Origin of the sequence: Streptomyces sp. NPDC001717, from assembly GCF_042892775.1 — a bacterium.
Taxonomy (GTDB): Bacteria; Actinomycetota; Actinomycetes; order Streptomycetales; family Streptomycetaceae; genus Streptomyces.
Genome location: NZ_JBIAUK010000001.1, coordinates 162,135 through 178,231, shown reverse-complemented (window position 1 = coordinate 178,231; position 16,097 = coordinate 162,135). Strand labels below are relative to the sequence as shown.

Sequence of the window (16,097 nt, the reverse complement as noted above, 5' to 3'; positions counted from 1 at the left end):
ACAAACGCTCAGGCCCGCGTGCAGACGTGCACCGACTCGCTCTTGTGGCCGTCGTCGTGGACGATCCGCAGGACGTTGTTCTTGTAGGTGACCTTCAGGCTCTGCCCGTCGACCATGCCGTGTGAGCCCGGCGGCTTCCACGGCAGGGTCAGCGAGGCGTTGTCCTCCACCGTCCCCGGGACCGTCAGCGCCTCGCCGCCGCTCAGCCTCGGCATCTCCTTGCTGCCCACGAACAACTGGTAGCTCAGGTGACCGCCGCGCAGCAGCCACTGTCCGTCCCACGTGACCGACTTGCCGCCCTCGTCCCAGACGATGGTGAAGCCGCCGTTGCCGCCGGGCGGGGCCATCACCGTGGCCGTGCCGTGGACCGTCTTGCCGCCCGGCGTGGTCGACTCCAGCTTCCAGGTGCCCCCGATGAACGCGTCGAAGGCCCGGGCGATCGGAGACGGGGACGCGGGGGGCGAGGACGGGTCCGGGGCCGGAGCCCCCGAGGACGCCCCCTGCGCAGGGGCCGCACCCCCGTCCTTGCCCCCGCACGCCGCGACCAGCGAGCCGGCGACGCCGATCGCCAGGTAGCGCAGGGCGTTGCGCCGCCCGATGATCTGCGCCGCCGCGCGTATCTCCCGTACCGCCATCTGCCCTCCGAACAAGCCCAGTTGATCAACGAGCGTCGACTATAGGGCCTCTGCCGAATGTCGTTGCGGAACCATAAGATCCCCATTCCACGTCTCCACGCATGGACATGACCATCCGATTCATGTCATGTCCGGGCACCAACTCTCCAGGGGATGAATGTCGTTCGACGAAGAATGGGCCGGGCACAAGGCGGCCGCCCTGACCGGGCAATCGCAGTCGCCCGCCATGCGGCTCAACCACGTGGCGCCCGAGGCGGGCGGCGGAGGCAGCGCGGCCGGGACCCTGGTGGCCGGGGCCTCGTCCATCAACGGCAACGCCAACCTCCTCATCGAGATCGCCGCGCTCCTGCACGAGGGCCGCCCGGACGGCGACGCGAGCACGATGGCCCGCGCACCCCGCGCGCACGAGGACGTATCCAAGGCCGCCCTCGGCTTCGCCCGCTTCGCCGACGACCAGTTCCAGGACACGATCGCCCTGTTCGCGGGTCTCGCCACCCGCCTGAAGACGACCGGAACCGACTTCGCCCACGTGGACGGTGCGACCGCCGAATCATTCCTCCGAACCGTGGTGGAGACGGGCGTGTACGTGAAGCCGGAGGACAAGGACAGATGAGCGGCGCACTCAGCCACCACAGTGACGTCCGGTTCCTGGAGGAGTGCAACCCTGCACTCGTCGAACGGAACGCCGCCGAGTTCCGCCGGCTGCGCGACCTGCTCGTTCAGGTCGAGGAACCCGCCCGGCGCGCGGAGACCGGTACCGAATGGGAGAGCGACGGCAGCAAGACGTACACATCACGGCTCACCGATGCCCGGGAGTTGGTGACTCACATGGCCGAGGGCTACAACAAGGCGGCGAGCGCGCTCCACGCCTATGCAGCCGCCCTCACCACCGCCAAGACCCACCTCTCCAACGGCAAGCGTGCGGAGCAGGCACTCGCCGCGCTCATCCACACCAAGGGGGCGGCGATCACGAAGGTCGCGCAGCAAGCCGAACCCATGTGCCAGTGGGAGGACATGCGGGCCACGACCGGCGTCTTCGATTTTCTGGCAGAAGTCACGATGGAGGTGGACGACATCCGGGACGAAGCCAACCGCCTCCACGACGACGCAGGCGGAAACTTCCACCTGGCGAAGACGGTCGAGCAGGAGGCCCGGGACACCTGTGTGCACGCGCTGAAACAGGCCTACGAACTGATGCCTGCCCTCAGGGTCAGGAACAACGGCGGGCGGCCTGACCTGTACGCCGCCATGGCCGAGCTGCGCCGAGAGGGGGAAGAGGCGCGCAACAGCCCACTCACGCATCTGCCGGGGAGCGGCCCGAAGAGGGAGATGCACGGGGCGGTCCGGGACACCTACATGTCACCTGAGCTGAAGGACATCCGGATGAAGGTCGCCGCACTTCCGGAAGCGGAGGACATGTACTGGAACCCACCGGACGGCGACAGGGAGAAGGCCGAGTGGATCTCCCACAACAAAGAAATCCTCCGCGCCGCCGCACAGCACGCCGGATTGCCCGAGGAACTGGTTGCGGGCATCGCCTGGAACGAGATCTCCGGGCAGGGCGGGTACCTGGACGACATCACCGACGACCTGCGCTACACGGCTGAGTTCCCGCTGAGCCCCATCGCACCCGAGAGCCTTCCCTCACGGCTGGGCGGGACACCCGACCAAACCTCCTTCGGTCCGATCGCCATCCAGCTGCGGCGCGGCGCAGAGGTTCTCGGCTACGACCCTGCCCATCTCACCGAGGCGCAGCGCGCTCTCGTGGAGGAGTCGCTCCAGGATCCGAAGCAGAACGCCTTCATCGCCGCCGGCTTCCTGGCTCAGATCAAGACGGAGACAGGGTTCGCGGATGTCCCGGCGGACCAGCTGACCGAGGCCCAGATGCGGGAAATCGCCGCCCGCTACAACGGCGGCCCGTACTGGGAGTCGCAGAAGGCCCAGAACTACGGCGATGATTTCGCGGACGGTCTCGGCAAGGTGAAGGACGCGATGCGATGACGTACCACCGCGAGAGCATCGACCTGCCCGAAGACCAGGGATGCCTGCGATGGGTGCTCGGGGTCCCGCTCGGAATCCTTCATGCGATCAATGCATTCCTCGTCTACAGCGCCGTCCGCTTCGGGCCACAGGCGGAGTGGGATGACCAGGGGTATGCGGGGACGACTGCGGTCTCGCTCCTCGTCATCTGCCTCAGCATCGTCGGCATCCTGATCACCCTCATCCCGACGTTCCGCCGGACCCTGGGTCTGTGGTGGTTCGCCCCTCCGATCGTCATGGGGGTGATCGCTTGGGTGCGTATCGCAACGCTCGAATGAGGCTGCCGCGCGAGAACATCGACCTGCCCGAGGACCAAGGGTGCCTGCGCTGGGTCCTCGGCGTCCCGCTCGGGATCATCCACCTGCTCAACGCCGTCGCCGTGGTCGGGGCCCTGTTCGCCGGACCGCAGGGCGAATGGGATCACAAGGGCTACGAAGGCGTCAGCGCGATGTGCTTCGTCTCCCTGTGCCTGAGCGCACTGGGCCTGCTCATCACCCTCATCCCCAGCGTGCGCCGCATCATGGGCCTGTGGTGGCTCGCCCCGCCGATCGTCCTCGGGCTGATCGCCTACATCCGCGGCGAGACCCTGGGGTGAACCACACCCCACCCCGACAACGATTTCGGCGACAGCCTCGGCAAGGTGAAGGACGCGATGCGATGAACGGTGGACCGGCAGTCCACGATCCTGCCGCAGGCCCTCGGTGGCTGCCCTGGGTGGCCGGGGTGCCCCTTGGGCTCATCCACTCCCTTAACGCTGCGACCGTCTACGTCATTTTGCGCTACCCGCCCCAGGGCGCGTGGGACGACCAGGGGTACGCCGGGACTGCCACGGCGTGTCTGTTCTCCATCAGTCTGAGCGTCATCGGGCTGCTGATCACCCTCATCCCGCCCGTCCGCCGGGCCATGGGCCCCTGGTGGCTCGCCCCGCCCGTCATCCTGGGGGTGATCGCATGGGTGCGTATCGCAACGCTCGAATGAGGCTCCGACGCGAGAACATCGACCTGCCCGAGGACCAGGGGTGCCTGCGGTGGGTGCTGGGCGTGCCGCTCGGGCTGCTTTACGCGCCCGCCGCCTACTTCTGCTACCTGGCTCTGGTATCGCGGCCGAGTCCGCGCGATCACCCGTTGCGTTCGGACATGCAGGGCCTCACCCATGTATCCATCACCCTCTGCGCCATCGGCCTGCTGATGACCCTTACCCCGGTGTTCCGCCGAACCATGGGCAAGTGGTGGTACATCCTGCCGCTGCTGCTCGCGGGCGTCGCGTACGTCCGGTCGCTGACGGTCTAGGTACGGGCCGGGCCGGGCATAGGCCGGTCGGCGGTCGGCAGCAGGGCCAGCGCCAGCGCCGTGAAGGCCGCCGCGGCCGCGAAGAGCGGGGTGTAGCCGTGGCCCGCGATCAGGGCGCCGGCCAGCGGCGGGACGAGGACCACCGCGGCGTGCTGCCCCATCCCGTGCACCCCCAGGGCGCGGCCCGCCCAGTCGGGGCCCGCGTACTCGGCGACCGCCGTGTTGTGCAGGCCGTTGGTGCTGACCGTCATGCCGGTCGCCAGCAGCAGGGCCGCCGTACCGGCCGGCGAGTCCCACGCGGCGCCTGCGGTGAGCAGTGCCAGGTCCACCACGGTGGCCACGGCCAGCAGCCGCATCGGCCGGACCCGACTGGCCAGGACGTCGGACCACCAGCCGGCCAGCAGTCGCACGCCCGCGCCGGCCAGGTTGGCCGCCGCCAATACCGTGCCGGCGGTGGCCGCCGACCAGCCGCGCACCTCGGTCAGGAACAGCAGCGAGAAGCCCGTCACCACGAACTGCGGTACGCACAGCACGGCGGCGGCCCCGTGCAGCCGCCACAGGTAGCCGCCCCGGTACGGGCCGGGGACCCGCTCGCCCGACGGCCGCTCGGGCCGCGCCGGGTCGGTGGCGAACACGGCGATCGCCGCACCCGTGGCCCCGCACAGCGCCGCGCAGAACCCGAAGGCCGCGGACAGACCGCCATGGTGGGCGAGCGGCGGCAGCACGGCGGCGGCCAGCGCGGTACCGAGCGGCTGCGAGGCCTGCCGTACGCCCATCGCGACGCCCCGCCGGCCGGGCGGGAACCACCCGATGACCAGCCGCCCCGAGGCCGAGTTGACGGAGGAACCCGCCGCTCCGGCGAGAACGAGCAGCGCGCCCGGCGCCCGCACCCCCGGCACGGCCGCCGCCAGGCCGATCGCCCCGGCGGCCGCGAGCAGGCCGGCCGACAGCGCGAGGCGTTCCCCGTACCGGTCGGCGACGACGCCCCAGCCGATCAGGCCCAGCAGGATCCCGATGATCGGGCAGGAGACGAGGAGCCCGGCGCCCACCAGCGAGAGCCCGAGCTCTTCCCGGAACGCGGGGAGCAGGTAGGGCAGCCCGTAGAGCACCGTCGTACTGGCGGTCTGGCCGCCGGTGCCCAGAGCGAGCATCAGCCAACTGCGTCGCGGTATCCCCACGTCACCCATGACGGCACCCTAGTGAGCGTGTCGATTGATGAGACGATCTATTTCACATTCCGAGATGGCAAGTGGTGTGCCGCAGCGGTCCCCCAGGCCCGTGGACACGCCGCAGCCCCCGCCCGGACGGGGGCGGGGGCTGCGGAGAGTGCGCGGCAGTGGGGTTACGCGGCCACGGCGACCGGGGCCTGGGCGGCGGCCGGGGTGGGCTCGTCGTCCAGCGGGGAGGCCGAGGCGGTGGCGTAGGCCTCCTTGTCGAGGATGCCTTCGCGGGCCGCCACGATGACCGGGACGAGGGCCTGGCCCGCCACGTTGGTGGCGGTGCGCATCATGTCCAGGATCGGGTCGATCGCCATCAGCAGGCCGACGCCCGCCAGCGGGAGGCCCAGGGTGGAGAGGGTCAGCGTCAGCATGACCGTCGCGCCCGTGAGGCCGGCCGTGGCCGCGGAGCCGATGACCGAGACGAAGACGATGAGCAGGTACTCCTTGATGCCCAGCTGCACGTCGAAGATCTGCGCGATGAAGATCGCGGCGAGCGCCGGGTAGATCGCGGCGCAGCCGTCCATCTTCGTGGTGGCGCCGAACGGGACGGCGAAGGAGGCGTACTCCTTCGGGACGCCGAGGCGCTCGGTGACCTTCTGGGTGACCGGCATCGTGCCGACCGAGGAGCGGGAGACGAACGCCAGCTGGATGGCGGGCCAGGCGCCCTTGAAGAACTGGAGCGGGCTGACCTTCGCGACCGTGGCGAGCAGGAGCGGGTAGACGCCGAAGAGGACGAGCGCGCAGCCGATGTAGATGTCGGCGGTGAAGGTCGCGTACTTGCCGATGAGCTCCCAGCCGTACGTGGCGATCGCGGTGCCGATGAGGCCGATGGTGCCGATCGGGGCGAGGCGGATGACCCACCACAGGGCCTTCTGGAGGAGTTCCAGCGCGGACTCGGCGAGGTCGAGGACCGGCTTGGCCTTCCCGCCCAGCTGGAGGGCGGCGATACCGGCGACGACGGCGAGGAAGACGATCTGGAGGACCTTCAGCTCGGTGAAGGGCGTGACGATGTCCGTCGGCACGATCCCGGTGAGGAAGTCGATCCAGGAGCCGGTCCGCTTCGGGTCCTTGCCGTCGGCGGCGGTGAGGCCGGTGCCGGAGCCCGGGTCGGTCAGCAGGCCGAGCGCGAGGCCGATGCCGACCGCGATCAGCGAGGTGATCATGAACCAGAGCAGGGTGCGGGAGGCCAGGCGGGCCGCGTTGTTGACCTTCCGCAGGTTGGTGATGGACACCAGGATCGCGAAGAAGACGAGCGGGGCGATGGCAAGCTTCAGCAGCTGGACGAAGATGTCGCCGACCTTCTCCAGGGTGGTGCCGAGCCAGGAGACGTCCTGGCTGCGGGCTATCCATCCGAAGAGGACGCCGAGGGCGAGACCGGCGACGATCTGGGCCCAGAAGGGGAACTTGAACGAGGCCCTGGCGGGGCTGCCGGTGGCCTTGGGGGACGCGGACGCGGACACGGACACTCTCCGGTGGTGACGCACAAGGAAAACAAGGAAAAGGGCGAGGTTCTGCGTGGTGATGCGGTGCGGCGACAGCCAGAAAGGGGCCGGCCGGGACCGCTGCTGTGCGAGTTCAGCTCAACAGCAACAGGCCGCGGACGCGCGGCGGCAGAGGTCGACGTGCAGGCGCGCCACGAGCGGGACGCTCGTGGTCATCGGGTGCGCAGCTGTGGTCGACATGTTGAACACGCTAACACTTGTCCTTTGGGAATCTCAAAGGCGTCCTTTGAGACAGGGGCGCACGAGGCCCCCTTGCGCGGCGCCGGAGACGGCCGCAAGGCGCCGGAGAACGCCAAAACCCCGGCACTGCGGGTGGTGTACCCGGTGCCGGGGCGGTTCGGTGTGTGATGAAACTAACCGGGGCCCTACGAGTTCGCGCGAGCGGCGTCGTCGGCCACGTCCTCCTGGCTGCGGTTGTCGGCCAGCCTCTGCTTCGCACCCGCGACGCGTCCGGAGATCTGCACGGACATCTCGTCGCGCTGCTTGCGCAGGAGGACGAAGGACAGCGGGGCGGAGAGCACGAGGGCGAGCAGCACGAGCCAGACGGGGTTGGAGTCCCCGAGCCCGGAGGGCACCCAGCCGATGCGGACGAGCCCGGCGACGAGGACGAGGCATCCGACGAAGATGCCCAGCCGCATCGCGGTGTAGCGGATCGTTGCGCTCGGCTTGAGGGACACGGTGACCCCTTCTCTCTCGTCGGTTCTGCGGCGGCACGTGCCTGCGTGCCCGTCCAGTGAAGCACGCCGAGACCCCGCCCCCTCCCCGCGGGGTGGGTCAGTGGAGCGGCAGCAGCATCGTGATGTCGTCGCGGTAGTCGCCCTCGGCCACCCGGATGGCCTCGGGGACGCGGCCGACCTCCTTGTAGCCGCAGGCCGCGTAGAAGTGCTCCAGGCCGTGGCCGCCGCGGGCGCCGAGGCGGATCGCCTTGATGCCGTCGACGGAGCGGGCCGCCGCCTCGGTCGCCGCCATCAGGTCGCGGCCGTAGCCCTTGCCCTGGTGGCGGGGGTGGACCATCACCGTGTAGACCCACAGCCAGTGCAGCTGGAGCCGGTGCGTGTTGAGGGCGAGGAAGGAGGTGGCCGCCACCTCGCCCCGCTCGTCGTGTCCGACGAGCAGTCGCATGCCGCCGTCGGAGACCGCGGCGAGCTGCTTGATCAGCTGCGGCCGGATCTCGTCCCTGGTCACCGGCGCGACGAAACCGACGGCCCCGCCTGCGTTGGTGACGTCCGTCCACAGGTCGAGGATGCCGCCGTGCAGGGCGGGGTCGATGACCGGATCCAAGGTGAAAGTAAGAGACACACGACTAGATTAACCATTACACCGGTGTGGGTCCAGAAGCGCGGAAGCGACGGAAACGACGGAAGCGCGGAAGCGACGGAAGCAATCGAGCCCCGATCCGGGCGGATCGGGGCTCAGGTGCTTCCGGACTGCGGCGGGCCGGGAGGTCAGACGCGCATCGCCTGCGGGGTCTCGCGCAGGCCGGCCTCCGGGCCGGGGTACTCGCGGATGATCTCGTACCGCGTGTTGCGCTCGACCGGACGGAAGCCCGCCTCGCGGATCAGGTCGAGGAGGTCCTCGCGGCCCAGCTTGTTCGGGGTGCCGTAGTTGTCCGCGTCATGCGTGATCTTGTACTCGACGACCGAGCCGTCCATGTCGTCCGCGCCGTGCTGGAGTGCGAGCTGCGCGGTCTGCACGCCGTGCATCACCCAGAAGACCTTGACGTGCGGGACGTTGTCGAACAGCAGCCGGGAGACCGCGAAGGTCTTCAGGGCCTCGGCGCCCGTCGCCATCGTCGTCCGCGCCTGGAGCTTGTTGCGTACCTTGCCGTCCTTCATGTCCACGAAGTCGTGCTGGTAGCGCAGCGGGATGAAGACCTGGAAGCCGCCGGTCTCGTCCTGGAGCTCGCGCAGCCGCAGCACGTGGTCCACGCGGTGGCGCGGCTCCTCGATGTGCCCGTAGAGCATCGTCGAAGGGGTCTTGAGGCCCTTCTCGTGCGCCAGGCGGTGGATGCGCGACCAGTCCTCCCAGTGGGTGCGGTGGTCGACGATGTGCTGACGCACCTCCCAGTCGAAGATCTCCGCGCCGCCGCCGGTGAGCGACTCCAGGCCGGCCTCGATCAGCTCGTCGAGGATGTCGGAGGCCGACATGCCCGAGATCGTCTCGAAGTGGTGGATCTCCGTCGCCGTGAACGCCTTCAGCGAGACGTTCGGCAGCGCCTTCTTCAGCTCCGACAGCGAGCGCGGGTAGTAGCGCCACGGCAGGTTCGGGTGCAGGCCGTTGACGATGTGCAGCTCGGTGAGGTTCTCGTTCTCCATGGCCTTGGCCAGGCGCACGGCCTCCTCGATGCGCATCGTGTACGCGTCCTTCTCGCCCGGCTTGCGCTGGAACGAGCAGTACGCGCACGAGGCCGTGCACACGTTCGTCATGTTGAGGTGACGGTTGACGTTGAAGTGGACGACGTCACCGTTCTTGCGCGTGCGCACCTCGTGGGCGAGGCCACCGAGCCAGGCCAGGTCGTCCGACTCGTAGAGGGCGATGCCGTCCTCACGGGTCAGCCGCTCGCCGGAGCGGACCTTCTCCTCCAGCTCGCGCTTGAGCCCAGCGTCCATGTACCGGTCGCCTCCCTGTATCCCTTTTACGCCTGTCCTGGAACCGTCACCCACCGTACTCTCAGGCCTCTTCGGGCAGTTCCCCGACCCGGTTCTCCCACTTGGTGGAGAGCACGATCGTGGTGCGGGTGCGCGAGACGCCCTTGGTGCCGGAGAGCTTGCGGATGATCTTCTCCAGGCCGTCCACGTCGTTGGCGCGGACCTTCAGCATGAAGGAGTCGTCACCGGCGATGAACCAGCAGTCCTCGATCTCGGCGAGGTCGCGCAGCCGGCGGGCCACGTCCTCGTGGTCCGCGGCGTCGGAGAGGGAGATGCCGATCAGCGCCGTGACGCCGAGGCCGAGCGAGGCCGAGTCCACGGTCGCGCGGTAGCCGGTGATCACACCGGCCGTCTCCAGCCGGTTGATGCGGTCGGTGACGCTGGGGCCGGAGAGGCCCACGAGACGGCCCAGCTCCGCGTACGAGGCACGGCCGTTTTCCCGGAGTGCCTGGATGAGCTGCCTGTCCACCGTGTCCATTACGTGGAGCCTTCCATTATTCGGCGATCCTGCAAGTCTAGGTATAGAATCAAAGGCGCACAGGGTCAACACCCTGTGAATCTTTCAACAGATCAATGACGATCTTCAGGAGTGGTTCACCGTGTACACGATCGAGATGGCCTACGCGCACATGCGACAGCTCCAGGAGCTGGCCAACCGATCCCGCACCGACCAGCCGTCCGCCTCGCACCGCGCCGACAAGGGCCGCAAGCCGCGCACCACCAAGAAGCGCTAGTCGGCAGGGCGGGCTCCACCGAGCTCCCCCTCCCAACGGCGGTACAGCTTGTGCGGCACCCCTGCCGCGTCGAGCACCCGCCCCGCGACGAAATCCACCAGGTCCTGGATGTGCGTCGCACCCGCGTAGAACGCCGGAGAGGCGGGCAGCACGATCGCGCCCGCCTCGTCCAGCGCCACGAGATGCTTCAGCGTCTGCCCGTTCAGCGGGGTCTCCCGCACCGCGACCACCAGTCGGCGCCGCTCCTTGAGCGTCACGCTCGCGACGCGCTGGAGCAGGTCCTTCGACAGCCCGAGAGCCACCCCCGCCACACAGGCCGTGGACGCCGGCACGATCAGCATCCCCTTCACGGGGTACGAGCCCGAGCTCGGCCCGGCCGCCAGGTCCCCCGCGCCCCAATAACGGACGTCGTCCAGTTCAGGCCGCGCGAAGGTGACGGGCTTCCCGTCGGCCCCCCGCTCCAGCCACTCCCCCAGGTCCTCCCGCCAGTGCGCGTCGCGGAAGGCGATCCCGGTCTCGTCCAGCAGGGTGAGCCGCGAAGCCCGGCTCACCACCAGGTCGACACTCTCTCCGGCCGCGAGCAGCCCGCGGAGCACCGCCGCCGCGTACGGCGTCCCGGAGGCGCCGGAAACCCCGACCACCCACGGGGTGCGCTTGCGCTCAGTCATACCTCCGAGACTATCCGGCCACCGTGGGCGGGCACTCGCTAAGGTGGCCGCACGTTCCAGAGGGTGGGACGGCACGGGGGGCGAGGATGAACACGGACACGGGCACGACGACCGAAGCGACCTGGACGCAGGCCGACCGGGCGAAGGCCGCGGCCAAGCTGATGCTCGGCTGGGTGGCCCTGCTGTGGGTGATCGAGGCCGTCGACTACGCCACCGGGCACGCGCTGGACGCGTACGGAATCTTCCCCCGCGACCCCGACCACCTGGTCGGCATCGTCGCCCATCCCTTCCTGCACTTCGGGTTCGACCACGTGGCGTCCAACAGCCTGCCGCTGCTCGTCCTCGGCTTCATCGCCGCCCTCAGCGGCATCCGCCGCCTCCTGGCCGTGAGCGCCCTGAACACAGCGGCGGTCGGGATCGGTTCCTGGCTGATCGCCCCGCCGAACACCGTCGGGGCCGGCGCCTCGGGGCTGGTCTTCGGCCTCTTCGGCTACGTGGTCGTCCGCGGCTTCGTCGAGCGCAAGCCGCTGGGCGCGGCCGTGGGCCTGGTCCTCGGCGCGCTCTGGGGCGGCACGGCCTTCCTCGGCATCCTGCCCGCCGACGGCGTCGGCTGGTGGGCCCACCTCATCGGTCTGGTGGCGGGCGTGGTGACGGCCTTGTACTTCCGCCGACCGGCGCCCCGCCGGCCGGCGGCGATCAGCTGACGGCCGCCGACGGGTCGACGGGCAGGTCGGAGGTCTCGATCGTGACCTTCCCGATCCCGGTCTCGACGACGACGGTCCCGCCGTACCGGATGGTGTCCCGGCCGAGGTAGCCGTCCGGCCCCGGGTTCCACAGGGTGACGCAATGCGCCTTGTACGGGTCGAAGATCAGGTAGTGCGGGATGCCGCGGCGGGCGTAGGCGCGGTCCTTGACCTCGTGTCGTTGTGGACACTGCTGGGGGACACCACCTCGACGGCCAGCTCGATGAGGTCGGGCGAATAGGCGCTGAGGTTCTTCGCGACCTCGACCTCAGGGATCACCGCCAGGTCCGGACAGAACTCGTTGTCGTCGTCGAACGGGACCGCAACGTCGCTGAGGAAGCCCCACTCCGGAGAGCTGGGCCTTCAGCACGTTCCACACACTCCAAAGCGTCCGAGCGTGGTGGGGCTTCAGGGGACTCAGCACGATGGCGCCCTCGACAATCTCCATCCGGTGGCCCGGGAACATGTCCTCGAACCGGCTGAGCCGTGAGTACAGACGGTCCCTCTCCGAGGCGGTCATGTCGGCTTTTCTCCTGACTTCTGTCCCTGTCCATGCACTCGGTGACTCCTTCCCCCGGATGAATCCGGGGGACTTCTCCTGTGTCGGTGGCTAGGCCACGTCGGGAAGGACCAGCCCGGCCCTGGTAACGATGTTGAGTGCACCGACCTGATCAGCGTTGGCGGTGTGGCCGCACTGAGTGCACTCGAACTTCTCTTGGGTGGTCCGGTTCTCACCGGACACGTGCCCGCAGGCCGGGCAGGTGCGGGAGGTGTTGCGGGGGTCCACTGGAATCAGTACGCGACCGGCACTTTCAGCCTTGTGCGCGAGGATGCCCAGGAACACCCCCCAGCCCGCATCGTGGATGCTCTTGTTCAGCCCCGCTTTCGCGGCAGCGCCATTCGGGAGGAACCTGCCGTGCTGTTCCGCGTCAGGCTTCGGCTTCGGTCGCCGGACCATGTTCGCGATACTGAGGCGCTCGTGCGCGATCACGTCGTAGGTGCGGACCAGGGCAAGGGCGGTCTTGTGCGCGTGATCGGTACGCCGTCGCCGGATCTTGCGATGCAGCCCTGCGACCTTCTCCACCGCCCTGCGGTGCTTGGCCGACCTGTTCTCCCGCTTGCGGCGCGGAAACGCCTTGAGTTCCCGCTGAGCGTCAGCAAGGGCGTCGGCACCCAGCTTGCCGTGCCGGGGGTTGGCGATGTGTTCGCCCTCGGAGGTCGTGAGGAAGTGGGATACACCCATGTCGATGCCGATAACCGCTCCGGTGGCGGGCACCGGAGCGGCCGGAACCTTGTCACAGGCTAGGACGACGTACCATCGCCGTCCTTCGCGCTTGACGCTGACGGTCTTGACTCGGCCCAGGACCGGGCGGTGCTGGTGCACGCGGACGTGCCCGACGCCCTGGATGCGGACGCGGGTGGCCGGGTCGTACGGAGTGGAGTCCCACCGGCAGCCGTCCCCGTCCTTGGGGAAGTCGACGGTGTCGAACCAGTTCACCCCTCGGAAGCTGCCCGTACTTGATGCTCGTCTTGGAAGTGTGCCGGTACGCATCACGACGTTCCTGCAAAGCACCGTTGTAGAGCGAACAGTGGTCGCGCAGCATCTCCGTCAGGGCTTGCGTCTGGCGGATGGTGGGGCGGAGGAGGAACTTGTACGCCCGGTGCACGGCCCGCCTCCTCAGCTATCGGATGGTAGGCCGCACGGTACCTAGAAGGTCAGACCCCGAACCGTGAGGTCCAGCAGGGCGCACACGAACAGGGCAATCCCGATGAAGCCGTTGACGGTGAAGAAGGCGCGGTTCAGGCGGGACAGGTCGTGGGGCTTCACGATCGTGTGCTCGTAGAAGAAGGCGCAGACCACGATCAGCAGGCCCGCCCAGAAGAACGCCCCCGCGTCGGTGGCGAGGCCGTACCAGGCCAGCAGGGCCGTGGTGACGACGTGCGCGCCCCGCGCCCCCCAGAGCGCGGCGGCCACGCCGAAGCGGGCCGGGACGGACTTGACGCCCTCGGCGCGGTCGGCCGCCACGTCCTGGCTGGCGAAGATCAGGTCGAAGCCGCCGATCCACACGCCCACCGCGAGACCGAGGATGACGGCGTCCCAGGACCACTCCCCGGTGACGGCCAGCCAGGCGCCGACGGGCCCTATCGCCTGGGCCAGGCCCAGGATGGCGTGCGGGAAGTTCGTGAACCGCTTGCCGTACGGGTAGACGACCATCGGCACGACGGCGACCGGCGCGAGGGCCAGGCACAGCGGGTTCAGCAGCGCCGCCGAGCCGAGGAACACGGCCAGCGCGATCCCGGCCCCGGTCCACGCGGACCGCACCGACACCGCCCCGGTGACCAGTTCACGGCCGGCGGTGCGGGGGTTGCGGGCGTCGATCTCGCGGTCGATGATCCGGTTCGCGGCCATCGCGAAGGTCCGCAGCCCCACCATGCAGACGGTGACGAGGAGCAACGTGCCCCAGTGCACCGTCCCGTCCAGCCGGAACATGGCGGTGAGCGCGGCGATGTAGGCGAAGGGCAGCGCGAAGACCGAGTGCTCGATCATCACGAGCCGCAGGAACGCCTTGACCTTGTTGGTGGCTTCCGGCGCGGGGCCCTGGTCGACCACTCCGTCGGCGGTGGTCATCACGCGAGGCTCCTGCGGAAGTCGTCGAGGTCGGCCAGCAGGCCGGCGTCGGGCAGCACGCCCAGGTCCAGGGTCACCGGCTCCATGTCCTCGCCCTCGGGCGGGGTGACGTGGGCCGTGAACGCGTGGCCGTCGGCATCGGCCGGCCGGGCCGTGAGGCTGAGGACGGGGCCGGCCTCGATCGTGAACGGTTCGCCGCTGCCCAGAGCGAGCCGCAGCCGCTCGGCGAAGTCCTCCGCCTCGGCGTCGCGCAGGCCGGGCAGCTCGAAGCCGCCGCCCTCGCCGTCCTCCTGGTCGAGCATCAGCGCCCAGAGGTTGCCGGGGCCCGCGAACTCCTCGGGCGAGACGCCCGCCTGCTCGGCGGCCAGCCGGACGCCCGGGTCGGCGGGGTCGAGCTGCGGGCGTACGAGGGCGACGTAGGTGTCGTCACCGATGAAGAGGGCGGGGCCGCCCATGGCGACGGGGCTCACAGGCCGTATTCCTTCCAGCGGCGGTCGACGAGGGCGGCGGTGGCCGGGTCGGGCTCGACCATGTCGGGCCAGCCGCCGTCGCGGGTGTAGCCCTCCTCGGGGAGCTTCTTCGTGGCGTCGATGCCCGCCTTGCCGCCCCAGAACTGCTGGTACGAGGCGTGGTCGAGGTGGTCGACCGGGCCCTCGACGACGGTGAGGTCGCGGGAGTAGTCCGTGTTGCCCAGCGCCCGCCAGGACACCTCGTGCAGGTCGTGGACGTCGCAGTCGGAGTCCACCACGATGATCAGCTTGGTCAGCGACATCATGTGCGCGCCCCAGATGGCGTGCATGACCTTCTGCGCGTGCTTCGGGTACTTCTTGTCGATCGAGACGATCGCGCAGTTGTGGAAGCCGCCCGACTCGGGCAGGTGGTAGTCCACGATGTCCGGCACGATGATCTTGAGGAGCGGGAGGAAGAAACGCTCCGTCGCGCGGCCCAGCGGGCCGTCCTCCGTCGGCGGACGGCCGACGACGATCGACTGGAGCAGCGGACGCTTGCGCATCGTCACGCAGTCGATCTTCAGCGCCGGGAACGGCTCCTGCGGGGTGTAGAAACCGGTGTGGTCGCCGAAGGGGCCCTCCGGGAGCATCTCGCCCGGCTCCAGCCAGCCCTCGATGACGACTTCGGCGTTGGCCGGGACCTGGAGCGGGACGGTCTTGCAGTCGACCATCTCGATCCGCTTGCCCGCCACGAACCCGGCGAAGAGGTACTCGTCGATGTCACCCGGCAGCGGCGCGGTGGACGCGTACGTCACGGCCGGGGGGCAGCCGAAGGCGATCGCGACCGGCAGCCGCTCGCCGCGCTTGGCGGCGACCGCGTAGTGGTTGCGGCTGTCCTTGTGGATCTGCCAGTGCATGCCGATGGTGCGCTTGTCGTGGCGCTGGAGGCGGTAGAGGCCGAGGTTGCGCACGCCCGTCTCGGGGTGCTTGGTGTGGGTCAGGCCCAGGTTGAAGAAGGAGCCGCCGTCCTTCGGCCAGGTGAACAGGGCCGGGAGCGCGTCGAGGTCCACGTCGTCGCCGGTGAGGACGACCTCCTGCACGGGTGCGGAGTCGCCCTTCACCTTCTTCGGCGGGACGTGGACCATCGAACCGAGCTTGCCGAAGGCCTCGCGGACCCCGATGAACCCCTGCGGCAGCTCGGGCTTGAGCAGGCCGCCGATCTTCTCGCTGATCTCGCCGTACGACTTGAGGCCGAGGGCCTTGAGCAGGCGGCGGTCGGTGCCGAAGACGTTCATGGCCAGCGGCATCGCCGAGCCCTTGACGTTCTCGAAGAGGAGCGCGGGACCCCCCGCCTTGTTCACCCTGTCGACGATCTCCCCGACCTCCAGGTACGGGTCGACTTCGGCCTTGATGCGCTTGAGGTCGCCTTCTCGCTCCAGAGCCCGGAGCAGCGAGCGGAGATCGTCGTAAGCCATAGGGGCAAGTATCCGTCAACAACTACTCTGGGGTTGTCACCGGGCCCCGCGCGGGCCCGCCGCCA

Annotated in this window: 19 protein-coding genes and 2 pseudogenes; 8 read left to right on the top strand and 13 right to left on the bottom strand. The window is 69.3% G+C overall.

What is annotated here, in order from left to right; genetic code table 11:
- Positions 1-8 precede the first annotated feature (8 nt).
- On the bottom strand, positions 9-650 hold the full coding sequence (locus tag ACFYZL_RS00935) for a hypothetical protein (RefSeq protein WP_388674997.1): 642 nt from the start codon (positions 648-650) through the stop codon (positions 9-11).
- 142 nt (positions 651-792) lie between these two features.
- Between ACFYZL_RS00935 and ACFYZL_RS00930 the strand changes: the two genes are divergently transcribed.
- The 6 genes from ACFYZL_RS00930 to ACFYZL_RS00905 all read left to right on the top strand — a co-directional run bounded on the left by ACFYZL_RS00930 (position 793) and on the right by ACFYZL_RS00905 (position 3,964).
- Entirely contained in the window at positions 793-1,248 is a 456-nt protein-coding gene (locus ACFYZL_RS00930) for a hypothetical protein (RefSeq protein ID WP_388674994.1), read from the top strand.
- On the top strand, positions 1,245-2,636 hold the full coding sequence (locus ACFYZL_RS00925; RefSeq protein WP_388674991.1) for a hypothetical protein: 1,392 nt from the start codon (positions 1,245-1,247) through the stop codon (positions 2,634-2,636). Before ACFYZL_RS00930 ends, ACFYZL_RS00925 begins: the two co-directional genes overlap by 4 nt.
- A complete protein-coding gene (locus ACFYZL_RS00920) occupies positions 2,633-2,953 on the top strand; it encodes a hypothetical protein (RefSeq protein ID WP_388674988.1) in 321 nt (106 codons plus the stop codon). The genes ACFYZL_RS00925 and ACFYZL_RS00920 overlap by 4 nt, the downstream gene beginning before the upstream one ends.
- Positions 2,950-3,270 (top strand): hypothetical protein, encoded by a 321-nt coding sequence (locus ACFYZL_RS00915; RefSeq protein WP_388674985.1) that lies wholly within the window; start codon positions 2,950-2,952, stop codon positions 3,268-3,270. Before ACFYZL_RS00920 ends, ACFYZL_RS00915 begins: the two co-directional genes overlap by 4 nt.
- Positions 3,271-3,398: 128 nt before the next feature.
- Entirely contained in the window at positions 3,399-3,653 is a 255-nt protein-coding gene (locus tag ACFYZL_RS00910; protein WP_388674982.1) for a hypothetical protein, read from the top strand.
- On the top strand, positions 3,650-3,964 hold the full coding sequence (locus ACFYZL_RS00905) for a hypothetical protein (RefSeq protein ID WP_388674979.1): 315 nt from the start codon (positions 3,650-3,652) through the stop codon (positions 3,962-3,964). The genes ACFYZL_RS00910 and ACFYZL_RS00905 overlap by 4 nt, the downstream gene beginning before the upstream one ends.
- Here the strand turns inward: ACFYZL_RS00905 and ACFYZL_RS00900 are convergent.
- From ACFYZL_RS00900 to ACFYZL_RS00875, 6 genes are all read right to left on the bottom strand, one after another.
- Positions 3,961-5,151 carry an MFS transporter gene (locus tag ACFYZL_RS00900; RefSeq protein WP_388674976.1) on the bottom strand — a complete coding sequence of 397 codons (1,191 nt, stop codon included), beginning with the start codon at positions 5,149-5,151 and terminating at the stop codon, positions 3,961-3,963. The genes ACFYZL_RS00905 and ACFYZL_RS00900 overlap by 4 nt on opposite strands.
- A 155-nt stretch (positions 5,152-5,306) precedes the next feature.
- Positions 5,307-6,644 carry a dicarboxylate/amino acid:cation symporter gene (locus ACFYZL_RS00895; RefSeq protein ID WP_388674973.1) on the bottom strand — a complete coding sequence of 446 codons (1,338 nt, stop codon included), beginning with the start codon at positions 6,642-6,644 and terminating at the stop codon, positions 5,307-5,309.
- A 407-nt stretch (positions 6,645-7,051) separates the two neighbouring features.
- Positions 7,052-7,363 carry a DUF4229 domain-containing protein gene (locus tag ACFYZL_RS00890; protein ID WP_384745882.1) on the bottom strand — a complete coding sequence of 104 codons (312 nt, stop codon included), beginning with the start codon at positions 7,361-7,363 and terminating at the stop codon, positions 7,052-7,054.
- Between the two features lie 97 nt (positions 7,364-7,460).
- Positions 7,461-7,985, bottom strand: coding sequence for a GNAT family N-acetyltransferase (locus ACFYZL_RS00885; protein WP_384745880.1), 525 nt, complete (start codon positions 7,983-7,985; stop codon positions 7,461-7,463).
- A gap of 146 nt (positions 7,986-8,131) precedes the next feature.
- A complete protein-coding gene (gene mqnE / locus ACFYZL_RS00880) occupies positions 8,132-9,295 on the bottom strand; it encodes an aminofutalosine synthase MqnE (protein ID WP_376656900.1) in 1,164 nt (387 codons plus the stop codon).
- Between the two features lie 61 nt (positions 9,296-9,356).
- On the bottom strand, positions 9,357-9,812 hold the full coding sequence (locus ACFYZL_RS00875) for an Lrp/AsnC family transcriptional regulator (protein WP_030009228.1): 456 nt from the start codon (positions 9,810-9,812) through the stop codon (positions 9,357-9,359).
- A gap of 121 nt (positions 9,813-9,933) precedes the next feature.
- Here ACFYZL_RS00875 and ACFYZL_RS00870 point away from each other — a divergent pair, with 121 nt between their 5' ends.
- A complete protein-coding gene (locus ACFYZL_RS00870) occupies positions 9,934-10,068 on the top strand; it encodes a hypothetical protein (protein WP_388674968.1) in 135 nt (44 codons plus the stop codon).
- Here ACFYZL_RS00870 and ACFYZL_RS00865 read toward each other — a convergent pair.
- The gene (locus ACFYZL_RS00865; RefSeq protein ID WP_384745877.1) at positions 10,065-10,736 is read right to left on the bottom strand and encodes a UbiX family flavin prenyltransferase; all 672 of its coding nucleotides are present in this window, start codon (positions 10,734-10,736) and stop codon (positions 10,065-10,067) included. The genes ACFYZL_RS00870 and ACFYZL_RS00865 overlap by 4 nt on opposite strands.
- A gap of 86 nt (positions 10,737-10,822) precedes the next feature.
- Between ACFYZL_RS00865 and ACFYZL_RS00860 the strand changes: the two genes are divergently transcribed.
- Positions 10,823-11,440, top strand: coding sequence for a rhomboid family intramembrane serine protease (locus ACFYZL_RS00860; protein ID WP_388674965.1), 618 nt, complete (start codon positions 10,823-10,825; stop codon positions 11,438-11,440).
- A gap of 165 nt (positions 11,441-11,605) precedes the next feature.
- Here ACFYZL_RS00860 and ACFYZL_RS00855 read toward each other — a convergent pair.
- The 5 genes and pseudogenes from ACFYZL_RS00855 to ACFYZL_RS00835 all read right to left on the bottom strand — a co-directional run.
- Positions 11,606-11,767: pseudogene (locus ACFYZL_RS00855) on the bottom strand (hypothetical protein); the annotation flags it as partial.
- A gap of 322 nt (positions 11,768-12,089) precedes the next feature.
- Positions 12,090-13,146 (bottom strand): annotated as a pseudogene (locus ACFYZL_RS00850) (RNA-guided endonuclease InsQ/TnpB family protein).
- A 41-nt stretch (positions 13,147-13,187) separates the two neighbouring features.
- Entirely contained in the window at positions 13,188-14,108 is a 921-nt protein-coding gene (mqnP, locus tag ACFYZL_RS00845; protein WP_384745871.1) for a menaquinone biosynthesis prenyltransferase MqnP, read from the bottom strand.
- Entirely contained in the window at positions 14,108-14,578 is a 471-nt protein-coding gene (locus ACFYZL_RS00840) for a hypothetical protein (RefSeq protein ID WP_384745870.1), read from the bottom strand. The genes mqnP and ACFYZL_RS00840 overlap by 1 nt, the downstream gene beginning before the upstream one ends.
- Positions 14,575-16,032 carry a menaquinone biosynthesis decarboxylase gene (locus ACFYZL_RS00835; protein WP_384745868.1) on the bottom strand — a complete coding sequence of 486 codons (1,458 nt, stop codon included), beginning with the start codon at positions 16,030-16,032 and terminating at the stop codon, positions 14,575-14,577. Before ACFYZL_RS00835 ends, ACFYZL_RS00840 begins: the two co-directional genes overlap by 4 nt.
- Positions 16,033-16,097 lie beyond the last annotated feature (65 nt).

Bases quoted from the DNA above. Each gene is read 5' to 3' on its own strand.
- ACFYZL_RS00930 (WP_388674994.1), top strand. From the start codon at position 793: ATGTCGTTCGACGAAGAATGGGCCGGGCACAAGGCGGCCGCCCTGACC.
- ACFYZL_RS00925 (WP_388674991.1), top strand. From the start codon at position 1,245: ATGAGCGGCGCACTCAGCCACCACAGTGACGTCCGGTTCCTGGAGGAG.
- ACFYZL_RS00920 (WP_388674988.1), top strand. From the start codon at position 2,633: ATGACGTACCACCGCGAGAGCATCGACCTGCCCGAAGACCAGGGATGC.
- ACFYZL_RS00915 (WP_388674985.1), top strand. From the start codon at position 2,950: ATGAGGCTGCCGCGCGAGAACATCGACCTGCCCGAGGACCAAGGGTGC.
- ACFYZL_RS00905 (WP_388674979.1), top strand. From the start codon at position 3,650: ATGAGGCTCCGACGCGAGAACATCGACCTGCCCGAGGACCAGGGGTGC.
- ACFYZL_RS00900 (WP_388674976.1), bottom strand. From the start codon at position 5,151: ATGGGTGACGTGGGGATACCGCGACGCAGTTGGCTGATGCTCGCTCTG.
- mqnE (WP_376656900.1), bottom strand. From the start codon at position 9,295: ATGGACGCTGGGCTCAAGCGCGAGCTGGAGGAGAAGGTCCGCTCCGGC.
- ACFYZL_RS00875 (WP_030009228.1), bottom strand. From the start codon at position 9,812: ATGGACACGGTGGACAGGCAGCTCATCCAGGCACTCCGGGAAAACGGC.
- ACFYZL_RS00865 (WP_384745877.1), bottom strand. From the start codon at position 10,736: ATGACTGAGCGCAAGCGCACCCCGTGGGTGGTCGGGGTTTCCGGCGCC.
- ACFYZL_RS00860 (WP_388674965.1), top strand. From the start codon at position 10,823: ATGAACACGGACACGGGCACGACGACCGAAGCGACCTGGACGCAGGCC.
- mqnP (WP_384745871.1), bottom strand. From the start codon at position 14,108: ATGACCACCGCCGACGGAGTGGTCGACCAGGGCCCCGCGCCGGAAGCC.
- ACFYZL_RS00835 (WP_384745868.1), bottom strand. From the start codon at position 16,032: ATGGCTTACGACGATCTCCGCTCGCTGCTCCGGGCTCTGGAGCGAGAA.